General features: G+C 71.4%; 19 protein-coding genes, 1 other RNA gene and 1 pseudogene. 12 read left to right on the top strand and 9 right to left on the bottom strand.

Annotated features, from left to right (window positions below):
- Window positions 1–29 precede the first annotated feature (29 nt).
- Window positions 30–662 (bottom strand): response regulator transcription factor, encoded by a 633-nt coding sequence (locus DI272_RS34695; protein ID WP_109499139.1) that lies wholly within the window; start codon window positions 660–662, stop codon window positions 30–32.
- Window positions 663–717: 55 nt separating this feature from the next.
- A complete protein-coding gene (locus DI272_RS34700) occupies window positions 718–2040 on the bottom strand; it encodes a sensor histidine kinase (RefSeq protein WP_258314775.1) in 1323 nt (440 codons plus the stop codon).
- 510 nt (window positions 2041–2550) lie between these two features.
- On the opposite strand from DI272_RS34700, the gene DI272_RS34705 reads away from it, so the two are divergent.
- Genes DI272_RS34705 through DI272_RS34715 form a run of 3 tightly spaced genes read left to right on the top strand, consistent with a single transcriptional unit; the run spans window position 2551 to window position 5513 of the window.
- Complete coding sequence (locus tag DI272_RS34705; RefSeq protein ID WP_109499141.1) at window positions 2551–3426, top strand: MaoC/PaaZ C-terminal domain-containing protein; 876 nt, start codon at window positions 2551–2553, stop codon at window positions 3424–3426.
- 33 nt (window positions 3427–3459) lie between these two features.
- A complete protein-coding gene (locus tag DI272_RS34710; RefSeq protein WP_109499142.1) occupies window positions 3460–4536 on the top strand; it encodes a Zn-dependent alcohol dehydrogenase in 1077 nt (358 codons plus the stop codon).
- Between the two features lie 38 nt (window positions 4537–4574).
- On the top strand, window positions 4575–5513 hold the full coding sequence (locus tag DI272_RS34715; protein ID WP_109501210.1) for a 3-oxoacyl-ACP reductase: 939 nt from the start codon (window positions 4575–4577) through the stop codon (window positions 5511–5513).
- A gap of 69 nt (window positions 5514–5582) precedes the next feature.
- On the opposite strand, the gene DI272_RS44730 is transcribed toward DI272_RS34715, so the two are convergent.
- Both DI272_RS44730 and DI272_RS34720 read right to left on the bottom strand, forming a co-directional pair.
- On the bottom strand, window positions 5583–5738 hold the full coding sequence (locus DI272_RS44730) for a hypothetical protein (RefSeq protein ID WP_181387417.1): 156 nt from the start codon (window positions 5736–5738) through the stop codon (window positions 5583–5585).
- A 96-nt stretch (window positions 5739–5834) separates the two neighbouring features.
- Window positions 5835–7124, bottom strand: a complete 1290-nt coding sequence (locus tag DI272_RS34720) for a hypothetical protein (RefSeq protein WP_109499143.1) — start codon at window positions 7122–7124, stop codon at window positions 5835–5837.
- A 189-nt stretch (window positions 7125–7313) separates the two neighbouring features.
- Here DI272_RS34720 and DI272_RS34725 point away from each other — a divergent pair, with 189 nt between their 5' ends.
- The 3 genes from DI272_RS34725 to DI272_RS34735 are packed head-to-tail and all read left to right on the top strand — an operon-like array spanning window position 7314 to window position 10443.
- On the top strand, window positions 7314–8168 hold the full coding sequence (locus DI272_RS34725) for a Nif3-like dinuclear metal center hexameric protein (protein ID WP_109499144.1): 855 nt from the start codon (window positions 7314–7316) through the stop codon (window positions 8166–8168).
- Entirely contained in the window at window positions 8165–8908 is a 744-nt protein-coding gene (locus DI272_RS46080; protein ID WP_109499145.1) for a zinc ribbon domain-containing protein, read from the top strand. The genes DI272_RS34725 and DI272_RS46080 overlap by 4 nt, the downstream gene beginning before the upstream one ends.
- A 59-nt stretch (window positions 8909–8967) precedes the next feature.
- Window positions 8968–10443: a bifunctional RNase H/acid phosphatase gene (locus tag DI272_RS34735; protein WP_109499146.1), complete on the top strand. Its 1476-nt coding sequence runs from the start codon at window positions 8968–8970 to the stop codon at window positions 10441–10443.
- On the opposite strand, the gene DI272_RS34740 is transcribed toward DI272_RS34735, so the two are convergent.
- Together DI272_RS34740 and yaaA are read right to left on the bottom strand one after the other, a co-directional pair.
- Window positions 10415–11056, bottom strand: a complete 642-nt coding sequence (locus tag DI272_RS34740; protein WP_109499147.1) for a bifunctional 4-hydroxy-2-oxoglutarate aldolase/2-dehydro-3-deoxy-phosphogluconate aldolase — start codon at window positions 11054–11056, stop codon at window positions 10415–10417. The genes DI272_RS34735 and DI272_RS34740 overlap by 29 nt on opposite strands.
- An 80-nt stretch (window positions 11057–11136) precedes the next feature.
- Window positions 11137–11919 (bottom strand): peroxide stress protein YaaA, encoded by a 783-nt coding sequence (gene yaaA / locus DI272_RS34745; RefSeq protein WP_109501211.1) that lies wholly within the window; start codon window positions 11917–11919, stop codon window positions 11137–11139.
- A 79-nt stretch (window positions 11920–11998) separates the two neighbouring features.
- Between yaaA and DI272_RS34750 the strand changes: the two genes are divergently transcribed.
- Window positions 11999–13435: an RNB domain-containing ribonuclease gene (locus DI272_RS34750; protein WP_109499148.1), complete on the top strand. Its 1437-nt coding sequence runs from the start codon at window positions 11999–12001 to the stop codon at window positions 13433–13435.
- Here the strand turns inward: DI272_RS34750 and DI272_RS34755 are convergent.
- The gene (locus DI272_RS34755; protein WP_109499149.1) at window positions 13380–14000 is read right to left on the bottom strand and encodes a hypothetical protein; all 621 of its coding nucleotides are present in this window, start codon (window positions 13998–14000) and stop codon (window positions 13380–13382) included. The genes DI272_RS34750 and DI272_RS34755 overlap by 56 nt on opposite strands.
- Window positions 13997–14758, bottom strand: coding sequence for a MerR family transcriptional regulator (locus DI272_RS34760; RefSeq protein ID WP_109499150.1), 762 nt, complete (start codon window positions 14756–14758; stop codon window positions 13997–13999). The genes DI272_RS34755 and DI272_RS34760 overlap by 4 nt, the downstream gene beginning before the upstream one ends.
- 212 nt (window positions 14759–14970) lie before the next feature.
- On the opposite strand from DI272_RS34760, the gene DI272_RS34765 reads away from it, so the two are divergent.
- The 5 genes and pseudogenes from DI272_RS34765 (at window position 14971) to DI272_RS34790 (ending at window position 21568) form a co-directional block, all read left to right on the top strand.
- Window positions 14971–15786: an AraC family transcriptional regulator gene (locus DI272_RS34765; protein ID WP_109499151.1), complete on the top strand. Its 816-nt coding sequence runs from the start codon at window positions 14971–14973 to the stop codon at window positions 15784–15786.
- Between the two features lie 21 nt (window positions 15787–15807).
- Window positions 15808–16590: pseudogene (locus DI272_RS46300) on the top strand (DMT family transporter); the annotation flags it as partial.
- 115 nt (window positions 16591–16705) lie between these two features.
- An RNA gene (rnpB, locus tag DI272_RS34780) (RNase P RNA component class A) lies at window positions 16706–17121 on the top strand.
- A 239-nt stretch (window positions 17122–17360) separates the two neighbouring features.
- A complete protein-coding gene (locus tag DI272_RS34785) occupies window positions 17361–19271 on the top strand; it encodes a DUF2075 domain-containing protein (RefSeq protein WP_109499153.1) in 1911 nt (636 codons plus the stop codon).
- 290 nt (window positions 19272–19561) lie between these two features.
- Window positions 19562–21568 carry a DUF2075 domain-containing protein gene (locus tag DI272_RS34790; protein ID WP_375138086.1) on the top strand — a complete coding sequence of 669 codons (2007 nt, stop codon included), beginning with the start codon at window positions 19562–19564 and terminating at the stop codon, window positions 21566–21568.
- A gap of 51 nt (window positions 21569–21619) precedes the next feature.
- Here DI272_RS34790 and DI272_RS44940 read toward each other — a convergent pair whose 3' ends face one another.
- The gene (locus DI272_RS44940; RefSeq protein ID WP_219933865.1) at window positions 21620–21748 is read right to left on the bottom strand and encodes a DUF6408 family protein; all 129 of its coding nucleotides are present in this window, start codon (window positions 21746–21748) and stop codon (window positions 21620–21622) included.
- Window positions 21749–22188 lie beyond the last annotated feature (440 nt).

Genomic DNA, 22188 nt, shown 5'->3' on the forward strand with positions numbered 1-22188 from the left:
TGCGGCCTGGGGGTCTTGCGGCCCGGGGCCTACAGCCACCCCTGCTGCCGGGCCGCCCGCAGCGCCTCGGTCCGATTGCGGGTGCCCGTCTTGCCGATGGCGGCGGAGAGGTAGTTGCGGACCGTGGACTCCGACAGGTGGAGGGCGTCGGCGATGTCGGCGACCGTCGCGCCGTCCGCCGACGCGCCCAGGACCTCGCACTCACGGGCCGTCAGAGGATTGGGGCCGGCGCTGAGGGCCGCCGCGGCGAGGGCCGGGTCGATGACCGTCTCGCCGGTCAGCACCCGGCGGATCGACGAGGCCAGTTCCTCCACGGGACCGTCCTTCACCAGGAAACCGGCGGCTCCCGCCTCCATGGCCCGGCGCAGATAGCCGGGGCGGCCGAAGGTGGTCAGGATCAGCACCCGGCAGTCCGGCGCCTGGTCGCGGAGCTCGGCGGCGGCGTCGAGGCCGCTCTTGCCCGGGAGTTCGATGTCGAGGAGCGCGACGTCCGGACGGTGGATCAGCGCGGCGTCCACGATCAGGTCACCGGCCCCCACCTGGGCGACCACCTCGATGTCCGCCTCCATCCCGAGCAACAGCGCGAGCGCGCCGCGCATCATGCCCTGATCCTCGGCGAGGAGCACCCGGATGGACTTGGCGGGCCGGTGATCCCGCGGCATCTCGTTCACGGCCCAAGAGTAGGGGGCAGGGACCTGCGGCGCTTGGTGTGCGGGCTCACGCTCCAGCGGATGTGGATGTGGATGTGGATGTGGATGTGGTCGTAGACGTGGACGGAGACATGGACGGAGACGTGGGCGCGTATGCGACCGCGGAAGGCACCGCATCGTCCGAACCGGCCGCCCGCATCGACTCCCCGGGGCTCCCCACCGCTCCGGCCCGGGCGACCGCCGTGTCGGCATCCTCCACGCCCACCGGCAGCTCCGCCGTCACCACGAACCCGCCGCGAGCCCCTGGCCCGGCCTCCAACCAGCCCCCCGCCGCCGCAAGTCGCTCCCGCAACCCACGCAGGCCGGTGCCCCCAGCTGCCGCGCCTTCCGGCCTCGCACCCCCCTCCCCGTCGTCCATCACCCGCACCCGAACCCGCTCGGCCTCCCCCTCCACCGAGATCGCGCACCGCGCGGCCCCCTGTCCGTGCCGCACCACATTGGTCACCGCCTCCCGTACCACCCACCCCAGCAATGCCTCCGTCTGCGCCGCGAGCGGCGGGCCGGACCGGTGGACGGCGGGCTCGACGCCCGCGGCCTCCAGGACGGACCGCGCCCGGTCGAGCTCGGTGCTGAGGCTGCCCTCGCGGTATCCCGTCACCGCTTCCCGGATCTCCGTGAGGGCCTGGCGGCCGACGGACTCGATGTCGGTGATCTGGGCGACGGCGGCGTCCAGGTCGCGGGGCGCCAGACGGCGGGCCGCCTCCGACTTGACCACGATCACGGACATGGTGTGGCCGAGCAGGTCGTGCAGATCGCGCGAGAACCGCAGGCGTTCCTCCTCGACCGCACGCCGGGCCAACTCCTCGCGGGCGGCCCGCAGTTCCCGTACCGCCTCGGACAGCGACAGGATCGCGGCCGTCACCATCGTCGACAGGAACGTGGCGTAGGCGATGTTCACCGCGTCCCAGCCCTCCCGGTACGCGGCGACCGCCGCCGCCAGTGCGGTCAGGGCCAGGCCGGCCCTGCCGAGCCACCGGCCCCGGGTGACCGCCCCGGTGGCCAGGCCCAGCAGGGGGAAGAAGTAGAGCCAGCTGCCGCCGTAGCCGAGAGCGAGGGCGCAGGTCACCACGGCCATGAGGGCCAGGGCCCATCGGGTCGAACGGGCCTGCCGCGTCTCCTTCGTGAAGGCGCGGAAGACCACGTAGATGTAGAGGGAGTTGAAGACGAACAGGCCGATGCCGCCGAGCACCGGCTGCTGCGTGCCCGCCCGGAAGAGGTTGGAGAACGCGCCCATGCCCAGCAGCAGCCAGGGGAGGAGCGTGAAGCCGGTGGGCGGTGGACCCGGGTTCTCCAGCCGCTTGTCCGTCCTGCCGGCGAGACGGCAGGACACCGTCCCCCACCAGCGCCGCCGGTTGCCTGTGCCCGTGCCCGTGCCTGTGCCTGTGCCTGTGCCTGTGGCCGAGCCCGTGTCTGTCCTGGTCCCCTGTGTCATGGCTCCCACGCTACGAACCCCACCCACCCGCGCGGCAGAGTCGGTCGTACGGAATCCCGCAGGACAAATGTCACGGGTGCCCGAAGCCGAAGCCGAAGCCGAAGCCGAAGCCGGAGCCGGAGCCGGAGCCGACGCTGAAACCGGACCGGGGGCCGGTAACTGACACTCCGTCAGGAGTCTTCACAACTCCCGTGCCCTGGGCTATACAGGGGGCGCCGGACTGGAACGCGTTCTAGATCGGCCCGTGACGACCTCGGTGCGGCCGACGGTGCGGACGGCCGCACCGGGGTCTTCGAGCCGGTCTCCCGACCGTTCCCCAACCCGTCCGCGACCCGCCCCACTTCATCCGACCCGCCCGAACCCGTCCTGGACCCGCCCGACCCCGCCCCTGACCCCGAGGGAGCCGCATTGCCCATCGACGCCGCCAAGGCCCTTGCCGCCGCACCCCGTTCCGGCGAGATCTCCTGGAACTCCAAGGACGTGCAGCTCTACCACCTCGGCATCGGCGCGGGCGCGAACCCCGACAAGGCCAGTCCCGCCACCGACCCCGACGAGCTGCGCTACACGCTGGAGTCCCGGCTGCACGTGCTGCCGAGCTTCGCCACCGTCGCCGGCTCCGGCTCGCCCGGGGTGATCAGCGGTCTGTCCATGCCCGGCATCGAGGTCGACCTGGCCCGCGTGCTGCACGGCGGACAGTCGCTGACGATCCACCGCCCCCTCCCCGTCACCGGCACCGCGACCGCCACCAGCCGGATCGCCGCGATCCACGACAAGGGCAAGGCGGCCGTCCTCGTGATGCGCACCGAGGTCGCCGACGCCGAAGGCCCGTTGTGGACCAATGACGCCCAGATCTTCGTACGGGGGGAAGGCGGATGGGGCGGCGACCGCGGGCCCTCCGGGCGGCTCGAACCACCCGCCGGTGAGCCGGACCGCGTGGTCGAACGGCCGGTCCGCGAGGACCAGGCGCTGCTCTACCGGCTCTCCGGCGACTGGAACCCGCTGCACGCCGACCCCGAGTTCGCCAAGGTCGCCGGGTTCGAGCGGCCCATCCTGCACGGGCTGTGCACGTACGGGATCACGCTCAAGGCGGTCGTCGACACGCTGCTCGGCGGGGACGTGACGCGGGTGCGGTCCTACGTCACCCGGTTCGCCGGGGTCGTGTACCCGGGCGAGACGCTGCGCATCCGGATGTGGCACACGCCCGCCTCCACGCGCATCGCCGTCAGTGCCGTCGAGCGGGACGACGCGCCCGTCCTCGCCGACACGATCGTCGAACACACCTGAGTCCCAAGAATCCTGCACGAGGGGAGCCGCACCATGCGCGCAGCCGTACTGCACGAGATCGGCCAGGACAAGCTGGAGGTCCTCGACGACGTCGAGGCGGTGGGCTTCGGCCCGGGCAAGGTGCGGATCCGGGTGCGGGCCACCGGGCTGTGCCACTCCGACCTGTCCGCGATGAGCGGCGTGCTGCCGCAGCCCGCCCCCTTCGTGCCGGGGCACGAGGGCGCCGGGGAGATCATCGAGGTCGGCGAGGGCGTCGGCAACCTGAAGGCCGGGGACCGGGTCGTGGTCTGCTGGCTGCCCGCCTGCGGTGCCTGTCCCGCCTGCAAGCGCGGCCAGACCGAGCTGTGCCTGGCCGGGTTCATGAACGCCGGCACCCCCAACTTCAAGCGGCCCGGCGGTGATCTGTTCGGCTTCGCCGGGACCGGCACCTTCGCCGAGGAGGTCGTCGTCGACGCCGGATGCGCGGTGCCGATCCCCGACGACGTGCCCTTCGACATCGCCGCGCTCATCGGCTGCGGGGTGACCACCGGGCTCGGCGCGGCCCTCAACACCGCCGATGTGGCGGCCGGTTCGTCCGTCGCCGTGATCGGCTGCGGCGGCGTCGGCATCAGCGCGATCCAGGGGGCGCGGCTCAAGGGCGCCGCCGAGATCGTCGCCGTCGACCCGGTCGCCTCCCGTCGCGAGTCCGCCCTCAAGTTCGGTGCCACGAAGGCCGTTTCCCCCGAGGAGCTGCCCGACGCCAAGCAGCAGGTCACCGGCGGCGAGGGCTTCGACTACGTCTTCGAGGTCGTCGGCAAGTCCGCCACCGCCCGCACGGCCTACGACCACACGCGGCGCGGCGGCACCCTGGTCGTCGTCGGCGCGGGCGCCATGGACGACTTCCTCCAGCTCAACATGTTCGAGCTGTTCTTCGACGAGAAGCGCATCCTGCCGTCCATGTACGGCGGCGGTGACGTGCTGACCTCCTACGAGCGCACCATCGCCCTGTGGCGGGCCGGCCGCATCGACCTGGAGGGGCTCATCACGCACCGGGTGCCGCTCGCCGAGATCAACGAGGCCCTCGACCAGATGCGCACGGGCACCGCGCTCCGCACGTGCATCGAGATCTGAGAGGGGTGTCCGTGTCGCAGCCACTCGAAGGGGTCTCCGTGTCGCAGCCACTCGAAGGGCTGTCCGCGATCGTCACCGGCGCGGGCCGCGGCCTGGGCCGGGCCGAGGCGCTCGAACTCGCCCGGCTCGGCGCCGCCGTCGTCGTCAACGACTTCGGGCAGCCCGGGCGCGACGGGTCCGGCGCGGCCTCCACGGGCCCCGCCGAGGAGGTCGCCGCCGAGATCCGCGCGGCGGGCGGCAAGGCCCTCGCCCACACCGGGGACGTCGCCGACTTCCAACAGGCGGGGCAGCTCGTCGAGTTGGCGGTCTCCGAGTTCGGCAAGCTCGACATCCTCGTCAACAACGCCGGCATCCTGCGTGACCGCATGGTCTTCTCGATGTCCGAGGAGGAGTGGGACGCGGTCATCCGGGTCCACCTCAAGGGGCACTTCAACACGACCCACTTCGCGGCCGCGCACTGGCGCGCCCGGGCCAAGGAGGCGGGCGGGCGGGTGTACGGGCGGATCGTGAACACCTCCTCGGAGGCGTTCCTCGCCGGCTCCGCCGGACAGCCCAACTACGCCGCCGCGAAGGGCGGCATCGTCGGGCTCACCACGTCCACGGCCCTCGCCCTCGCCAAGTACGGCGTCACCGCCAACGCCATCTGCCCGCGTGCCCGCACCCGGATGACCGAGGACGTCTTCGCGGGCTTCGAGCTGCCGGAGGACCGGCTCGACCCGCTGGCCCCCGAGCATGTCGCCCCGCTCGTCGGCTACTTGGCGGCACCGGCCGCCGCCCGCGTCAACGGACAGCTGCTGGTGGTCCACGGCGGGATGGTCGCCGTGGTCGAACGGCCGCGGGTGCGAGCCAAGTTCGACAGCAAGCAGGAGACCTTCACGTACGACGAACTCGACACGCTGCTCACCCCGCACTTCGCGGAGCGGCCGGAGGGGGAGACCTTCGGGGCGGCCGAAGTACTGGGACTCAAGCGCGCATAGCGAACGGCCCCGCTCACCTCGACGGTGAACGGGGCCGTGCGTCCTGCGTCCTGCGTGTGTCCTGCGTCCTCAGGCCGCCGACTCGGTCTCCTCGGCCGGCTTGCGGTGCCGGCCGCGAGGGGCCGACTCGCCGTCCCGGGCCGAGACCTGACCGCGGTGCTTGCCGTGGCCCGTGGACTCCTGGACATCGGTGTGCGGCGGCTCGATCGTGCGTGCGTCGCTCATCGGAAGAACTCACCCCGTCAACATGATCTTTCAAACAGCCGGGCGAGTTTAACCGGCACCCCACAGGGCGAATCCAGGCGGGCGCGCCAACCGGCACTACTTCGTTACAAGACGTCCCAGAGGCGCTTCCCCGAGCGGCACCGGCCGCGGCGTCACCGGCTCCGCGGCCACCGGCACCGGCTCCGTCGGCACCGGCTCGGCCGCCGCCACGGGCTCCGGGGAATCCGGCTCCGACGGCCCGCCGGCACCCGAGTCCGACGCCGCATCCGGCGCCTCCCCGGCGGCCGTCCCGCCCCTGTCCGAATCCCCCGGGCCCGTGTCCCCCGCGGTTCCCCCGTTCCCGATGGCTCCTCCCGCCCCCGCCGCCACGGGGACCGTCAACTCCGCTACTCCGCAGGGAACTTCGTCCGTGGCGTACGGCAGCCGCAGCACCCCGTCCCGCGTCCACAGCCCGGTACCCGTCAACCACCCCGCGGGCGCCGCGAGATGGTGCACCTGCCGCCCGTCCGGCCGCCACACCCCGACCCAGCTGCCCAGCGGCCCGTCGATGCGCAGCGCCACCGCGCAGCTCTCCGGCATCAGCACCTGCCCCGGCTGCACCGCGAACGGCGTCACCGCGCAGTCGGGCAGCCGCAGGCTCTCCGGGAAGCGCACCGGCAGGGTGCTGCCCATGACCCCCCATCCCAGCCGCTGCCGTCCCGGCGAGGGCGCGTCGGAGGCGATCAGCAGCAGCCCGCTGTCCGGGTCGGCCAGCAGCAGCCGGTCGTCGCTGCCGGGCGCGATCTGGAGCAGCGGCGACACCTCGCCGCCCCGCTCCAGGTCCACCACGATCGCCTTGGTGCAGCCGCCGACCTCCCGGTCCAGGGCCAGCATCCGCCCGGCCCGGTCCAGCCACACCCCGCCCGAGCAGCGCCCGGGGATCTCCGCGAGGTGCTCGGGCCCGAAGGCGCCGCCGGCCACGAGCCACACCGCCGTGGTCCGCCGGCCCACCGCGAGGGCGTACGCCTTCTCCCCGCCCGGGGACGGCGGCAGCAGCCGCAGCCGGGTCCCCTCGTCGGGGCACTCGACCGCGCCGAGCGGCAGCTCACCCGTGTCCGGGCCGGTCGGGTAGAGCAGTGAGAAGTTGTGCCGCCCGTCCGCGAACCGCCGGATCAGCACCCGTCCGTCGGCCATCGGCTGGACCTCGGTGCCGGGCTCCTCCGGCTGGTTGCCGTGCAGGGACACGGCGTACGGCTCCGGGCCGTCCAGCGTCCAGCGCTCCGGGAACCAGGAGTCGCCGTCGTGGGTGAGGCGGGCGGCGTAACCGCCGTCCGCGGTGATCACGCAGTCAGCCTGCGGCGTACCGTCCTCGTCCGCCGCCGTGGGCTCGATCGCACAGGCCGTCATGGTTCGGTCACCTCCGGATCACGAAGCTAGTTTTCGCACGCACGGGCGTGGGACAGGCCGACGTCCCCTTCACACAAAGGGGTGGCCCAGGAACGATTCGCCTGAGGAAACGGAGATGAATGTGCTGGCCGGGGCCAACGGGAGCCACACCGGTACAAGGGCACAGAACAGGCAGGTAGCCTTTTGTGCGTGCCCCGTCTGTCTGAAGTCATCGCCGCGCTGGAGAACCTGTGGCCCGCCGAGCGGGCCGAGTCCTGGGACGCGGTCGGCACCGTCGTGGGCGACCCCGACCAGGAGGTCACCCGGGTCCTGTTCGCCGTCGACCCGGTCCAGGAGATCGTCGACGAGGCGCTGAAGCTCGGCGCCGACCTGCTGGTCACCCACCACCCGCTCTACCTGCGCGGCACGACGACGGTCGCGGCCGGGCACTTCAAGGGCCGGGTCGTCCACACCCTCATCAAGAACGACATCGCGCTGCACGTGGCCCACACCAACGCGGACACCGCCGACCCGGGCGTGAGCGACGCGCTGGCCGGTGCCCTGGACCTCCGGGTCGTAGGACCGCTGGTGCCGGACCCGTCGGACGCCACGGGCCGCCGGGGTCTCGGCCGGATCTGCGAGCTGGACCACCCGCTCCCGCTGAAGGAGTTCGCGGCGAGGGCCGCCGAGCGGCTCCCCGCCACCGCGCAGGGCATCCGCGTCGCCGGCGACCCCGAGGCCGTCGTCCGCACGGTCGCCGTCAGCGGCGGCTCCGGCGACAGCCTCTTCGACGCCGTCCGCGCCGCCGGCGTGGACGCGTTCCTCACCGCGGACCTGCGCCACCACCCGGCCTCCGAGGCCCGCGCCCACAGTCCTCTCGCGCTGCTCGACGCGGCGCACTGGGCCACCGAATGGCCCTGGTGCGAGCTGGCCGCAGCCCAGCTCGACGAGATCTCCGACCGCAAGGGATGGGACCTCAGGGTCCACGTCTCCCGCACGGTCACCGACCCCTGGACCGCCCACGCGGCGTCCACCCCGACTACTGACATGGGAGCCCCCAACTGAACGCCGCGCCCGCCGACCAGATCCGCCTTCTCGACGTCCAGGCCCTCGACGTCCGCCTCCAGCAGCTCGCCCACAAGCGGAAGTCGCTGCCCGAGCACGCCGAGATCGAGTCGCTGACCAAGGACGCCACCCAGCTGCGCGACCTCCTCGTCGCCGCGCAGACCGAGGAGAGCGACACCGCCCGCGAGCAGACCAAGGCCGAGCAGGACGTCGACCAGGTCCGCCAGCGCGCCGCCCGCGACCAGCAGCGCCTGGACTCCGGCGCGGTCACGTCCCCCAAGGACCTGGAGAACCTCCAGCGCGAGATCGCCTCCCTCGCCAAGCGCCAGGGCGACCTGGAGGACATCGTCCTGGAGGTCATGGAGCGCCGTGAGTCCGCGCAGGAGCGGGTCGCCGAGCTGACCGAGCGGGTCGGCGCGGTCCAGGGCAAGATCGACGACGCGACGGCCCGCCGGGAGGCGGCGTTCGAGGGCATCGACGGCGAGGTCGCCACGGTCACCAAGGAGCGCGAGGTCATCGCGGGCACCATCCCCGCGGACCTGCTCAAGCTCTACGACAAGCTGCGCGAGCAGCAGGGCGGTATCGGCGCGGCCAAGCTGTACCAGCGCACCTGCCAGGGCTGCCGCCAGGAGCTGGCGATCACCGACATCAACGAGATCCGCGCGGCGGCGCCCGACACGGTCGTCCGCTGCGAGAACTGCCGCCGCATCCTGGTGCGCACGGCCGAGTCGGGTCTGTAGAGGCCGTGAGGCCCTTTGGGGCTTTGAGGCCCTTGAGGGTTCTGTAAGGAGCTTTGCGCGTGCGGGAGTTCATCGTCGAGGCGGACGGCGGGTCGCGGGGCAACCCCGGCCCGGCCGGGTACGGCTCGGTCGTCATCGACGCGGCCACGGGCGAGACGCTGGCGGAGCGGGCCGAGTACATCGGCGTCGCGACGAACAACGTCGCCGAGTACCGGGGCCTGGTGGCCGGCCTGCGCGCGGCGGCCGAACTGGACCCCGCCGCCTCCGTCCACGTCCGCATGGACTCCAAGCTCGTCGTCGAGCAGATGTCGGGCCGCTGGAAGATCAAGCACCCGGACATGAAGCCGCTGGCGATGGAGGCGGCACGGGTGCTCCCGCCGGACCGGGTGACGTACGAGTGGATCCCGCGCGAGCGGAACAAGCACGCGGACCGGTTGGCGAACGAGGCGATGGACGCGGGGGCGAAGGGGGAGCAGTGGTCGGCTTCGGCTTCGGTGGCGGAGTTGGAGACGAGGGCCGCCGCGTCCGCCGCGCCTGAGCCGTCCGGCCCGCCGGGTGACGCGGTGGCGGGTGCGGCGCGCGCGCGGGCTGCGCTGGCGGCGGCCTCGGCGGCGGCGGCTTCGACCTCGGCTGCGTCGGCGGCCTCGGCCTCGCCTGCGTTGGTGGCTTCGGCCTCCCCTGCGGCGGCGGCCTCGACCTTCGCCTCCTCTGCTACCGCCTCCTCTGCTACCGCCTCCTCTGCTACCGCCCACTCTGCTACCGCCCACGCTGCTGCTGCGCCTTCTTCCGCCGGCCGGTCTTCCCGCCGCGGAGCGGCGGAGTCTCCGGGCGGCGGAGCCGCGAAGGCTGACGCTGATGTCCGGGCCGCTCAGAGCGTCGCCAGTCCTGGCTGGGCCCCGGCCGACATGGGGTCGCCTGCGACCTTCGTGCTGCTGCGGCACGGGGAGACGCCGTTGACTCCGCAGAAGCGGTTCTCGGGGAGCGGGGGGACCGACCCGTCGCTGTCCGAGGTGGGGCGCGAGCAGGCGCGGCGGGTCGCGGAGGCGCTGGCCCGGCGTGGCACCGTACAGGAGATCGTGGCGTCGCCCCTCACCCGTACCCGGGAGACCGCGGCCGCCGTGGCCGAGCGCCTCGGGCTGGACGTGACCGTCGAGGAAGGGCTGCGGGAGACCGACTTCGGGGCGTGGGAAGGGCTGACCTTCGGAGAGGTGCGGGAGCGGTACCCCGACGACCTCAACCGCTGGCTCGCCGACCCCGACGCCGAACCCACCGGCGGCGGTGAGAGCTTCGCGGCGACGGCCACCCGGATCGCCGCCACCCGCGACAAGCTGATCGCCGCGTACGCGGGCCGTACGGTCCTGCTGGTCAGCCACGTCACGCCGATCAAGACGTTCGTACGCCTCGCCCTCGGCGCCCCGCCGGAGTCCCTGTTCCGCATGGAACTGAGCGCCGCCTCCCTGTCGGCGGTGGCGTACTACGCCGACGGCAACGCCAGCGTCCGCCTCTTCAACGACACGTCCCACCTGCGTCCCTGAGGTCCCTGAGTCCGGCGGCGGCGCGGGCCAGCTCCTCGACCCGCGCCCAGTCCCGCGTGGCGATCGCCTCCGCCGGCAGCATCCAAGTCCCGCCCACACACCCCACGTTGGGCAGGGCCAGGTAATCCGCGGCGTTCGCCGGGCCGATCCCTCCCGTCGGGCAGAAGCGCGCCTGCGGCAACGGCCCGGCCAGCGACTTCAGATACGCCGTCCCGCCCGCGGCCTGCGCCGGGAAGAACTTCATCTCCCGCACCCCGCGCTCCAGCAACGCCACGACCTCGGACGCGGTCGAGACCCCCGGCAGGAACGGCACCCCGGACGCCCGCATGGCGTCGAGGAGTACGTCCGTCCACCCCGGGCTCACCAGAAACCGCGCCCCGGCCCGTACGCACTCCGTCACCTGCTCCGGCGTCACGACAGTCCCCGCGCCGACCACCGCGTCCGGCACCCCGTCGGCGATCGCCCGGATCGCCTTCAGCGCGACCGGCGTCCGCAGGGTCACTTCGATCGCCGGCAGCCCTCCCGCCACCAGCGCCCGCGCCAGCGGCACGGCATCGGAGGCGTCCTCGATGACGACGACGGGCACGACGGGGGCGAGATCCAGCACGCTCATGGCCTCATCGTGCCCATGAGGAGCGATGTGTGCAATGAGCGTTGCGGAGGATGCAATGGGGTCAGGAGGCGGGTGTGCGCCTAGTGGACCTCGTCCACCAGCACATCCAGCGACCACGCCTTCCCGGCCCCCTTCGGCGGCTCCACCTCGACCACGTACCCGAGGTCCCGCAGCGCCTCCACCAGCTCGGCGGGCCCGGCAGGCGCGATGCCCGCCGCCAGCAGACTCCGTACGATCCGCCCCTTGGTCGCCTTGTTGAAGTGGCTCACCACCTTCCGCGTCGGCGCGTGCAGCACCCGCACGCTCGCCGTCCGCCCGGCCACGTCCCCCTTCGGCTTCCAGGCGGCGGCGTAGGCGGAGGACCGCAGATCAAGCACGAGCCCCGCCCCGGCCGCCTCCGGCATGACCTCGGCCATCGGCCCCCGCCAGTGCGCCCCCAGCGCCCCGAGCCCCGGCAGCTTCACGCCCATGGAGCACCGGTACGAGGGGATCTTGTCGCCGACCCCGACGGCCCCCCACAGCCCCGAGAACACCAGCAGCTGCCGCCCCGCCCGCCGCTTCGCGCCCGCGTCGAGGGAGGCGAGGCCGAGCGCGTCATACAGCACACCGGTGTAGATCTCCCCGGCAGGCCGCGCCCCGGCGCCCAGCAGTTCCGCGTTCTTCCCGACTTCACCCCGCAGCCCCTCGCTCAGCCCGAGCACCTCCCGGGCCTTCTCCTCGTCCCCCGCACACAGCTCGACGAGCTCACCGAGCACGGCCGCCCGTGCCTCGGTCAGCCCCGGCAACGACAACGACTCCAGCTTCAGCGGGGCGCCACGACCGGAGGAGGCCTTGCCTTCGGACGGCGGCAGCAGGACAAGCACGGGATGGATCTCCTTCACGTCTGGCTCCGCCCCAGCGTACGGCGTGCCACCCTGCGCCCCCCGCTCTACGCTCGCTGGTATGCCCCGCCGCCACATCAGCGTGACCGGCGCCCCCGAAGCCCCTCTCCGGGCCGCCCTCACCGCACTGCGCACCGACCTCGGCGTGCCGGACGCCTACCCGCCGAACGCGGCGGCGGAAGCCGGCCACCCGCCGCCGCTCCCACCGCACGACGACGCCACCGACATCCCCTTCTTCACCATCGACCCGCCCACGTCCACCGACCTCGACCAGGCGATGCACCTCTCCCGCCGGGGCACCGGCTACCGCGTCCACTACGCCATCGCCGACGTCGCCGCCTTCGTCGTACCCGGATCGGCACTGGACGCCGAGACCCACCGCCGGGTGATGACCCTCTACTTCCCCGACGAGAAGGTCCCGCTGCACCCACCGGTGCTCAGCGAGGGCACGGCCAGCCTGCTCCCGGACCAGACCCGCCCGGCGGCCCTGTGGACGATCGACCTCGACGCGGAGGGCCGGACGGTGGCGGTGGACGTCCGCCGCGCCCTGGTCCGCAGCCGGGCGAAGCTGGACTACGAGGGCGTGCAGAAGGAGATCGACGGGGGCACCGCGGAGGAGCCGCTGGCCCTGCTGGAGGTGGTGGGCCGGCTGCGGGAGGAGCTGGAGGTGGCCCGGGGCGGCATCTCCCTGAACGTCCCCGAACAGGAGATCGTCGAGCACGACGGGGGTTACCAGCTGTCGTACCGCGCCCCGCTCCCCGCGGACGGCTGGAACGCCCAGATCTCCCTGCTCACGGGCATGGCGGCGGCGGACCTGATGCTCACCCACGGCACCGGCGTACTGCGCACGCTCCCCGCCGCCCCCGACGGCGCGGTCGGCCGCCTGCGCCGCACGGCCCACGCCCTGCACATCGACTGGCCGCACCACGTCTCGTACGCGGCGCTCGTGCGGTCGCTGGACCCGCAGGTCCCGCACCACGCGGCCTTCCTGCAGGAGTGCACGACGCTGCTGCGCGGCGCGGGCTACACGGTCTTCCGCGACGGGGTCCTCCCACCGATCACCACCCATGCGGCGGTGGCGGCCCCGTACGCCCACTGCACGGCCCCCCTGCGCCGCCTCGCCGACCGCTACGCGTCGGAGATCTGCCTGGCGGCAGTGGCGGGGCAGGCTCCGCCGGACTGGGTGCTGAGGGCGCTGGACTCACTGCCGCAGGAGATGACCGAGGGCGGCCGGCGCGCGGCCACGGTCGAGCGGGAGTGCGTCGACATCGTCGAGGCGGCGCTGCTGAAGGACCGGGTGGGGGAGGTCTTCGACGGGTGCGTGGTGGAGGTGGAGGAGCGCAGGCCGTCGGTGGGGGTGGTGGTGTTGGAGTCCCCGGCGGTGATCGGCCGCATCGACGGGATCGACGGGGAGGATCTCCCCCTGGGCGAGCGTCTGCGGGTCAGGCTGCTGCAGGCCGATCCGGGAGCGTCGAAGGTGCGGTTCGCGCCTGCGTGATCGCACGGGTGAGGGAGGCGGGGTCGTCGGCGTGGAACCGGACCGTGTGGATGTGCCGTTGGCGGCCGAGGAGGGTGAAGTGGGTGACGGGATGGGTGAGTTCGAGGACGAGGGTGGTGCGGGCGCCGACGGGAAGGTCGAGGACGCTGGCGGTGCGTTCGTGGGCGGTCCGCAACTCACGTCGTACGGCAGCGATTTGCTGAAGCGGTACGCGTAGGTCGACGTACGCGCCTCGGCGGATCAGAAGGGTGCCGGTGCCGATGTCGAGGACGTGCGGTCGTACGACGTCGGCGGCATGCATACCGATGACGAGAGCGACGGTGTAGAGGTCCAGGCCGAGGACGCCCCGGTGGACGGTCGGCCAGTCCCGCAGCAGCACGGACATGGTCAGCGACTCGATGACGCAGACGAAGGCGAGCCCGAACATCAGTGGCCCCGCGCCGCGGGCGTAGGGGAAGGCGACGCACCCGGAGCCGCCGGCCAGGTGCGTCCGCCGGGCGGCCCAGAGGACGAGGCTGACGAGGAGCCGTGTCTCGTGCCGGAGCAGTGCGCGCACGATCCTCATGGCCGCTGTCCCTGGACGATGCGCAGGGCCTGCCGGACGGCCTCCGCCTGGGCCGGGGCGAAGTCGGCGTAGAGGGCACGGAGGAAGCTGTGCTCGGGGTCGATGTCGGTCGCGGGCAGCAGGGCGGGAGGGATGAGGGCGGCGAGGGTACGGGCGGCTTCGGCGATGCGGGGGTCGGCGGGCGGGGCGTCGACGAGGGAGTCGAGCAGGGCGTACGCCTTCTTGGCGTCGGCGAGGGCGTCGGGGGAGGCGAAGGCGGAGGTGACGGCACTCAGCAGCCGTTCCCTCTGCTCAGGATCGGCGGCAGTCTCGATCAAGGCGAGGACCTCACGGTCCTTGACGGCCATGGGGGAGTCGGCGAGGGGGGCCATGTCGCGGAAGAGGGCGGCGAGTTCGGGCGAGACGGGGCCTTCGGGAGGGAGCGCGCCGGCACTGCCGTCCGCGTCGAGCAGGGCCCGCAACCGCACCCGCCGCTCGCGGAGGGCGGCCTCCTGCCGGGCGAGGTCCTCGTCGAGTTCGGTGAGCACCTCGACGAGATCCTTCCCGGCGTCCTCGACGAGCACGTCCCGCACCTCGGCGAGCCCCAGCCCCAGCTCGGTCAGCCGCCGGATGCGGGCGAGCACGACGGCGTGCCGCAGGGTGTAGTCCCGGTAGCCGTTGCTGAGCCGCTCCGGCTCGGGCAACAGCCCGAGATGGTGGTAGTGCCGCACGGTCCGCGTGGTGACGCCGACGACGGCGGCGAGTTCTCCGATCCGCATGGGATCAGTAGAGACGTTGACGTCGCGTGAGGGTCAAGGCCGGACCCGGTGCCTCTCACGAACGGGTACGCTCCGGTGGTGCGGTCCCAGCGCCGACCGAAGGGCTGTTTCCCTGGTGGCCGCCGGATTCCTTCGCCTTCGATCTGGAGACAACGGACTTTCTCTGACCACTCCGGCGTTGCACCCTGAGAACGACGGACAGGGGGCGCGGCGTGGAACAGGCACTGTGGACTCGGGCGAAGCTGGGCCGCTGCGGCCCCCGCCTGGACCTCCTCACGGCCCGCTTCGACAAGCACGTCTACGCCCCCCACGCCCATGACGAGTTCACGGTCGGCGTGTGCGTGGGCGGCTCGGAGATCATCGACTACAGGGGCGGCCATATCCGCACAGGCCCCGGCAGCATCGTCGTACTGGCACCGGGAGAGGTGCACACAGGAGGCCCGGGAAACGCGACGGACGGCTACGCGTACCGGGCCCTGTACGCGGAGACGCCCCTGCTCGCCGACGGCACCCTCGGCTTCCCGCACTTCCGCGAGCCCCTGATAGACGACCCGGAGCTGGCCGCCGCCCTCCTGCGTACCCACACCGCCCTGAGCGCCCGCCCCGACCCCCTGGAAGCCGAGTCCCGCCTGCCCTGGCTGCTCACGGCCCTGGCCCGCCGCCATTCGACGGCCCGCCCCGCCGACGACAGGCTCCCCGGCGCGGACCGCATCGCCCGCGTCGTACGCGACCGCCTGGCGGACGAACTGCTGGACCCGCCGTCCCTGGCCCTGCTGGGCGCGGAACTGGGCCTGTCCCGCTACCAGCTCCTACGCGCCTTCCGTACGACGATGGGCCTGCCCCCGTACGCCTGGCTGGCGCAATACCGGGTCCACCGCGCCCGGACCCTGCTGGAATCGGGGCTGCGCCCGGCGGAGGCGGCGGCAGCGGTGGGCTTCGCGGACCAGGCGCACCTCACGCGGTGGTTCCGGCGGGTGCTGGGGGTGACGCCGGCGGCGTACCGCAACAGCGTTCAAGACGGGCGCTGACGGCGCGACGAGCATGGCGGTATGACTGCACGCGGCTGGTTCCTGTTCTCCCTGATGGGAGTGGTGTGGGGCATCCCCTACCTGATGATCAAGGTGGCGGTGGAGGCCCCGCTGTCGCCGTCCTTCGTGGTGTTCACGCGGTGCGCGCTGGGCGCGGCGCTGCTGCTGCCGTTCGCGGTGCGGCAGGGGAACCTGACAGGGACGGTCCGACGCCACTGGAAGCCGCTCCTGGCCTTCGCGTGCATAGAGATCATCGGCCCGTGGTTCACGCTGACGGACGCGGAGAGGCATCTGTCGAGCTCGACGGCGGGGCTGCTGATAGCCGGGGTGCCGATCGTGGGCGTGGCGCTGGCCCGCTTCTTCGGTGACACGGAGCGGCTGGGTGCGCGGCGGTCGGCGGGGCTGGGGTTGGGCCTGGCCGGGGTCGGGGTCTTGACGGTGCCGCACCTGACGGGCGGGGACGCGCGCTCACTGGGCGAGGTACTGCTGACGGTCGTCGGCTACGCGACGGCGCCCCTGATCGCGGCCCGCTGGCTGAAGGACGTCCCCACCCTCCAGCTGACCGCGCCCTGCCTGGCGCTGGCGGCGGTGGTGTACGCACCGGCGGCGGGAGCGACGTGGCCGTCGTCGATGCCGTCGGCGTCGGTACTGACGGCGCTGGTCGCCCTGGGGGCGATCTGCACGGCGCTGGCCTTCGTGGCGTTCCTGGAGCTGATCAAGGAGGTGGGCCCGACGCGGGCGACGGTGTTCACGTACGTCAATCCGGCGGTGGCGGTGGCGGCGGGGGCGCTGTTCCTGGGGGAGGAGCTGACGCTGGGCATCGGGGCGGCGTTCACGCTGATCCTGGGGGGCTCGGTCCTGGCGACGGCGTCTGGAGCCCGGCGCTCTGGCCGCCCGGTAACATGGTCGACACGGCAGACGAGCCGGGCGGACGGCCGCGTGGAGTCCCCTTGACGGGGGCTTCCCGAGGAACGTCCGGGCTCCACAGGGCAGGGTGATGGCTAACGGCCACCCGGGGTGACCCGCGGGACAGTGCCACAGAAAACAGACCGCCGGGGACCTCGGTCCTCGGTAAGGGTGAAACGGTGGTGTAAGAGACCACCAGTGCCCAGGGTGACCTGGGCAGCTAGGTAAACCCCACCCGGAGCAAGGTCAAAAGGGGCCGTCTTCTTGAAAGAGGGGCGGCTCTGCGGAGACGTTTGAGGGCTGCCCGCCCGAGTCCCCGGGTAGACCGCATGAGGCCGGTGGCAACACCGGTCCTAGATGGATGGCCGTCTCCCCGGCCGCCGCGAGGTGGCCGGGTGACAGAACCCGGCGTACAGCCCGACTCGTCTGCCGCTGCCTGCGGCCTCCCTTGGCCAGGTCGTGCAGTCCGTTGCCCGGGCATAGGTATGGGTCGACCGGCGCAACGTCCGCTGCCACCACAGGCGACCGCCGGTTCATCTGTGGAGACTGCCAGGTACCCTCGGACTCATCGTCAATGCGGCCCGACGGGCTTCCGCTCCACCCCGGTGGGGTCTCGAAGGACATGCCCCCACCCGCACGAGTCTCTTCGTGCTGCCCGGGGGAAGTCCTTGCTGTTCCGCGCGTCCGCCAAAACGGTCGCCGTCATGGCACTCGACGGTTCGCTGTTCCTGCACCTCACCGACCAGTTCGTCCACATGCACGGCTATCGGCCCGGGGCCTCGGAGGTGCGTTCCTGGGAGCGCAGCATCCCTCTACTGACCGCCGCGCTCAACGACGCCGGCCTGGGCGGCGTGGAGGTCATGCTGGAGTACGCGCTGCCGCTCAACAGCAAGCGCGCCGATGTCGTCCTCGCCGGTGTGCATCCGGTCACGCAAGAGCCGTCCTACGTAGTGGTGGAATTGAAGCAGTGGAGTCAGGCGGCTCCGCACGAGGACGATCCCACCCTCTGCCATGTCGACGCTTACGCCCACCCCGTGCTCAATCCGATCGAGCAGGTGTGGCGGTACTGCGACTACCTGGTCAACTTCAACGGCGCGGTGGCCGAACACGGCGAGCGGATTCATGGGGTGGCCTTTTTGCACAACGCCACCGAGTTCGGGGTGGCGGGGCTACGGGAGATCCAACGTGACGGGCGCGGACGGCTCTTCACGGGGGAGCGTCGTGGTGCCTTCCTGGACCACCTCCGGTCGAAGCTGAGCGACCAGCATTCTGGTGCTCGTGCCGCCGACGAGTTGCTCGCGGGTGCGACCGTGCCGTCGAGACAGTTGATGTCCGTGGCAGCCCAGGAAGTCCGGGAGCGCCAGCAGTTCGTCCTGCTCGACGAGCAACAGGTCGCCTACCGCATGGTGCTCAACGCGGTGGAGCGAGCGAAGCGCGCGGACCACAAGGAAGTCGTCGTCGTCACTGGTGGCCCCGGCACCGGGAAGAGCGTGATCGCGCTTCAACTGCTCGGCGAGCTCTACCGGAGGGGTGTGGCCGCGGTCCACGCGACCGGCTCGCAGTCGTTCACCAAGACGATGCGCAAGGTGGCCGGTTCCCGGAAGCGGGAAGTCCAGGGCCTTTTCAAGTACTTCAACAGCTTCATGACCGCGGAGAAGAACAGTCTGGGTGCTCTGATCTGTGACGAGGCGCACCGCATCCGGGAGACGTCGGCCAACCGCTACACCCGGGCGGCGCTGCGGACCGGCAGAGCGCAGATCGACGAGCTCATCGATGTCGCCCACGTCCCGGTCTTCTTCCTCGACGAGCACCAAGTGGTGCGTCCCGGTGAGATGGGCACTGTGGACGAGATCCGTGAGGCCGCTTCCAGAAGGGGCATCGACTGCCATGTCGTTCCGCTGGACAGCCAGTTCCGTTGTGGAGGAAGCGACGCCTACCTGCGCTGGGTGGTCCGGCTCCTCGGCCTCGAGCCGGGCGGACCGGTCGTATGGGAGCCCGACGGCCGTATGCAGTTGCTGATCGCTGACAGTCCCGAGCAGATGGAGGCGTTCCTCGACGCCCGCCGCGCTGAGCAATACGGTGCCCGGATGTCCGCGGGCTACTGCTGGCGATGGTCCCCCGAGCCGAAGCCCGGCGATCCTCTGCCTGCCGACGTCGTCATCGGGGGCTGGGCCCGGCCCTGGAACCTGCGGGGGGACCGGTCGGTCTCCGGCGCACCCCCGTCCGCGTTGTGGGCCACCGATCCTGCCGGCTTCGGGCAGATCGGCTGTGTCTACACCGCCCAGGGCTTCGAGTACGACTGGTCCGGCGTCATCATCGGCCCGGACCTGGTCTGGCGGGGCGACCGCTGGGTCACCGACCGCACCGCGTCCAAGGACCCGGTCTTCAAGAAGTCCACGCCGGACAGCGACGTTGACCGTCTCATCCGGAACACGTACAAGGTGCTGCTGACACGTGGCATGGTCGGCACGGTCGTGTACTCGACCGACGCGGAGACCCGGGCGAAGCTACGGGAACTCGTGCCCAGCCGACCAGAGCCACGGTCTGCCGTCGTCGTGGAGCCCTCACTGCGGCAGTGAGCGCGCGATATTCGGCCATGGTTCCCTGTGCTTCCAGCCGACCGACGTGTCGAGCACGTCGGGTGGAGCGATCAGTTCTCTAAGATCCCAGGCGTCATTGCGGCCCGACGGGCTTCCCCACGTGGACATGCCCCCATCCGCACGAGTCACTCGTGCCCTGGGGGACCCACCTCGTGTCCATGCTCCTGCTGAAACTGGCAGCGCGGGATCTGCTGAACCTGAATTCAAGACGCCGGATGGTGCCTCACCTGGCTGCGAGGTGGAAGCACTTCCTCAACACCGATGCCTCGTTGACCGAACGCTCCGCCTGGGCGGAGAGCCTGGTGCATCTCGCTGAGGACCTGGTGGCCGCAGGCCGTGGGAACGTCGAGATGGTCGTCGAGTGCGCGGCCACCCTCGACGAGACCGACCGTGCCGGGGACCCACGGCTCATCGACGTGGTCCTCGTGGGGCATCACCCCGAAGAGAAGGGGCTCTCCGTCCAACTCGTCGAGCTGAAAAGGTGGTCGACGGTGACCCGGGTGGAGCGGGCCACCGCGGAACTGGTGCACGTCCCGGGCATGGGGGAGAAGAAGCACCCGGCGCTGCAACTGCGCGAGTACTACGAAGCGTTCACCAGCAACAGGGGCCCGCTGCACGGACTGGCCTACGAGTGCGGCGGCTTCGCCTATCTGCACAATGCCACTGACGCCGCAGTCCTCCCGCTCGTCGGAGTGGACGCGCCTACCGGTTCCTATGCCCGTGTCTACACGAACGACCGCCGTGACCAACTGCTGTCCGACCTGCGGAGCAGCTTCGCCGACGAAGGGGCCGACTCAGCGGCCGAGATCCTGCTGCGGAGCATGGGCTTGCGCAACACCCCGTTGCTCGATGCCATGATCCGCTCCAGAGGCGAGGACACGGTATTCACCCTGCGCGGCCGGCAGAAGAAGGTCGCCGACCAGATCCTGGACACGGCCTCCAAAGTGCTGCCCGACCCCCGGCGGCCCGCTCTGATACCCGATGAACGGCGGGTGGTCTTCCTCGTCACGGGGGGCGCCGGCACGGGCAAGAGCGCCATCGGCCTCCAGATCAAGGCCGAACTGGAGGCGGAGGGCCGCACGGTCAAGTACGCGAGCGGCAGCAGGGCGTTCAATGGTGCCCTGCAGGAGCATGTCGGTTTCGGGGACCGGGAGTTCAAGGAGACCTTCTCCTACTTCAGCAATTTCGTGACCCCGCCCGATCCGCCTCTGGACGTGCTGATCTGCGACGAGGCTCATCGCCTGCGGGAGCGTTCGACCAACCGCTTCTGGAAGCCCGAGGACTGGGGTACAAAGCCTCAGGTGGACGAACTTCTCGATGCTTCCAGGCTGACGATCTTCTTCCTCGACGAAGGTCAGTCCGTGCGTCCGCAGGAGGTCGGCACGGTCGACCTCGTGGAGGACGCGGCAAGGCGCTACGACGCCCACTTGGTCCGTTGCAGCCTGCGGGAACAGTTCCGGTGCGGGGGCAGCGACGCCTACATCCGCTGGGTGCGCGGCGCGTTGGGGATTGCCGACGCGGAACCGGAGCCGTGGACCCCGGACGGGCTGATGCACGTGGAGGTCGTGGACAGTCCGGCAGAACTCGAACGGATCATTCGTGCCGAGGCCGCGGCAGGAGCGTCCGCCCGCATGGTTGCCGGGTACTGCTGGCCTTGGACGAAGCCTCTGGGCAGGGAGAAGCGGCTGGAACCCGACGTCAGGATCGGTGACTGGCACCGGCCGTGGAACGCGGACAGCGAGTCCTTCTGCGAGAACAAGGCCGTCCCGCCTTCCAAGATCTGGTCCGTGCACGAGAACGGCCTGGGCCAGATCGGCTGTGTGTACACGGCGCAGGGGCTGGAGTGGGACTGGTGCGGCGTGATCATGGGTGAGGACATGGTGCGCCGGGGTGATCGCTGGGTGTTCCGGCGGGGCAAGGAACGAGCGGACAAGGAGGCGGGCGTCAAACGGGTGGGCCAACCCGGCTCGTTCGACCCCAAAGTGAAGCCGAAGAGCGTGGACGACGGCGAGTTCGCGCGCCTCGTCCGGCACGCGTACCACGTGCTGATGACCCGGGCGAGCCGCGCGACCGTGCTCTATTCCACGGACGAGGAGACCCGGGACTATTTGAAGGGGCTCGTCGGCGACGTCCAGATCCACGGTCTGCGACCCACCTGGGAGAACCTGCCCGAAGAAGCACGACAGCCGCATCTGCCTCGCCCCGCTCGAGGAGGGCGCCGCCGCAGGAGGCGTAAGAAGAAGGGCACTCCGCCCGGCGAGCTGCGTCTCTTCTGAGACGGTGGACCAGAAGATGGGTGGCGGGCTCCCGGGCCCGCCACCTGCCGGTCAGAGGACCAGGCGCGCTACCACGGTGAGTGCCGTCACCAACAGGTTGGTGATGACTCCTACCGTGACGTCCACCAGAATCTGACGAATCCGGTCACGACGTGCAAGCTTGTACTCAACGGGGTTCATCGGTTTCCACTCCTGAGCGTGAGCTGGGAATGGCAGGGATCGCCCTACCGGGCATCCGCAGTCACACCGCGCGAAACCCGCGATGGAGACCATTCGTCGCTCATTACCGAGGATTGGAACCTGGAACACCGCCAACGTACCCTCCGGGAGGTGCGCAGCGGGTAACCACGTTAACGCACGGGGCAGTTGACGCAGATCGAATTCGGACGCCATGGCGACGCCGCACGTGCGTCAGAGGCACTGCTCCCGGAAGGCGCGGTACCGCTTGCAGTCCCACAGTGGCCGAGGCCAGATCAGGCTGGCACCAGTTGCCACGCACCCGACTGCGGAGTGGTCCGGTTTGGGCCCCCAGGTTGGCATGTGCACAGAGCGAACAACGGGGGGGGGGCGGCATGACCGACCTGGGCAAGGAAGCTGCGTCCATGCTCTCATCACGCATG

Source organism: Streptomyces sp. Act143, assembly GCF_003143935.1.
Taxonomy (GTDB): domain Bacteria; phylum Actinomycetota; class Actinomycetes; order Streptomycetales; family Streptomycetaceae; genus Streptomyces.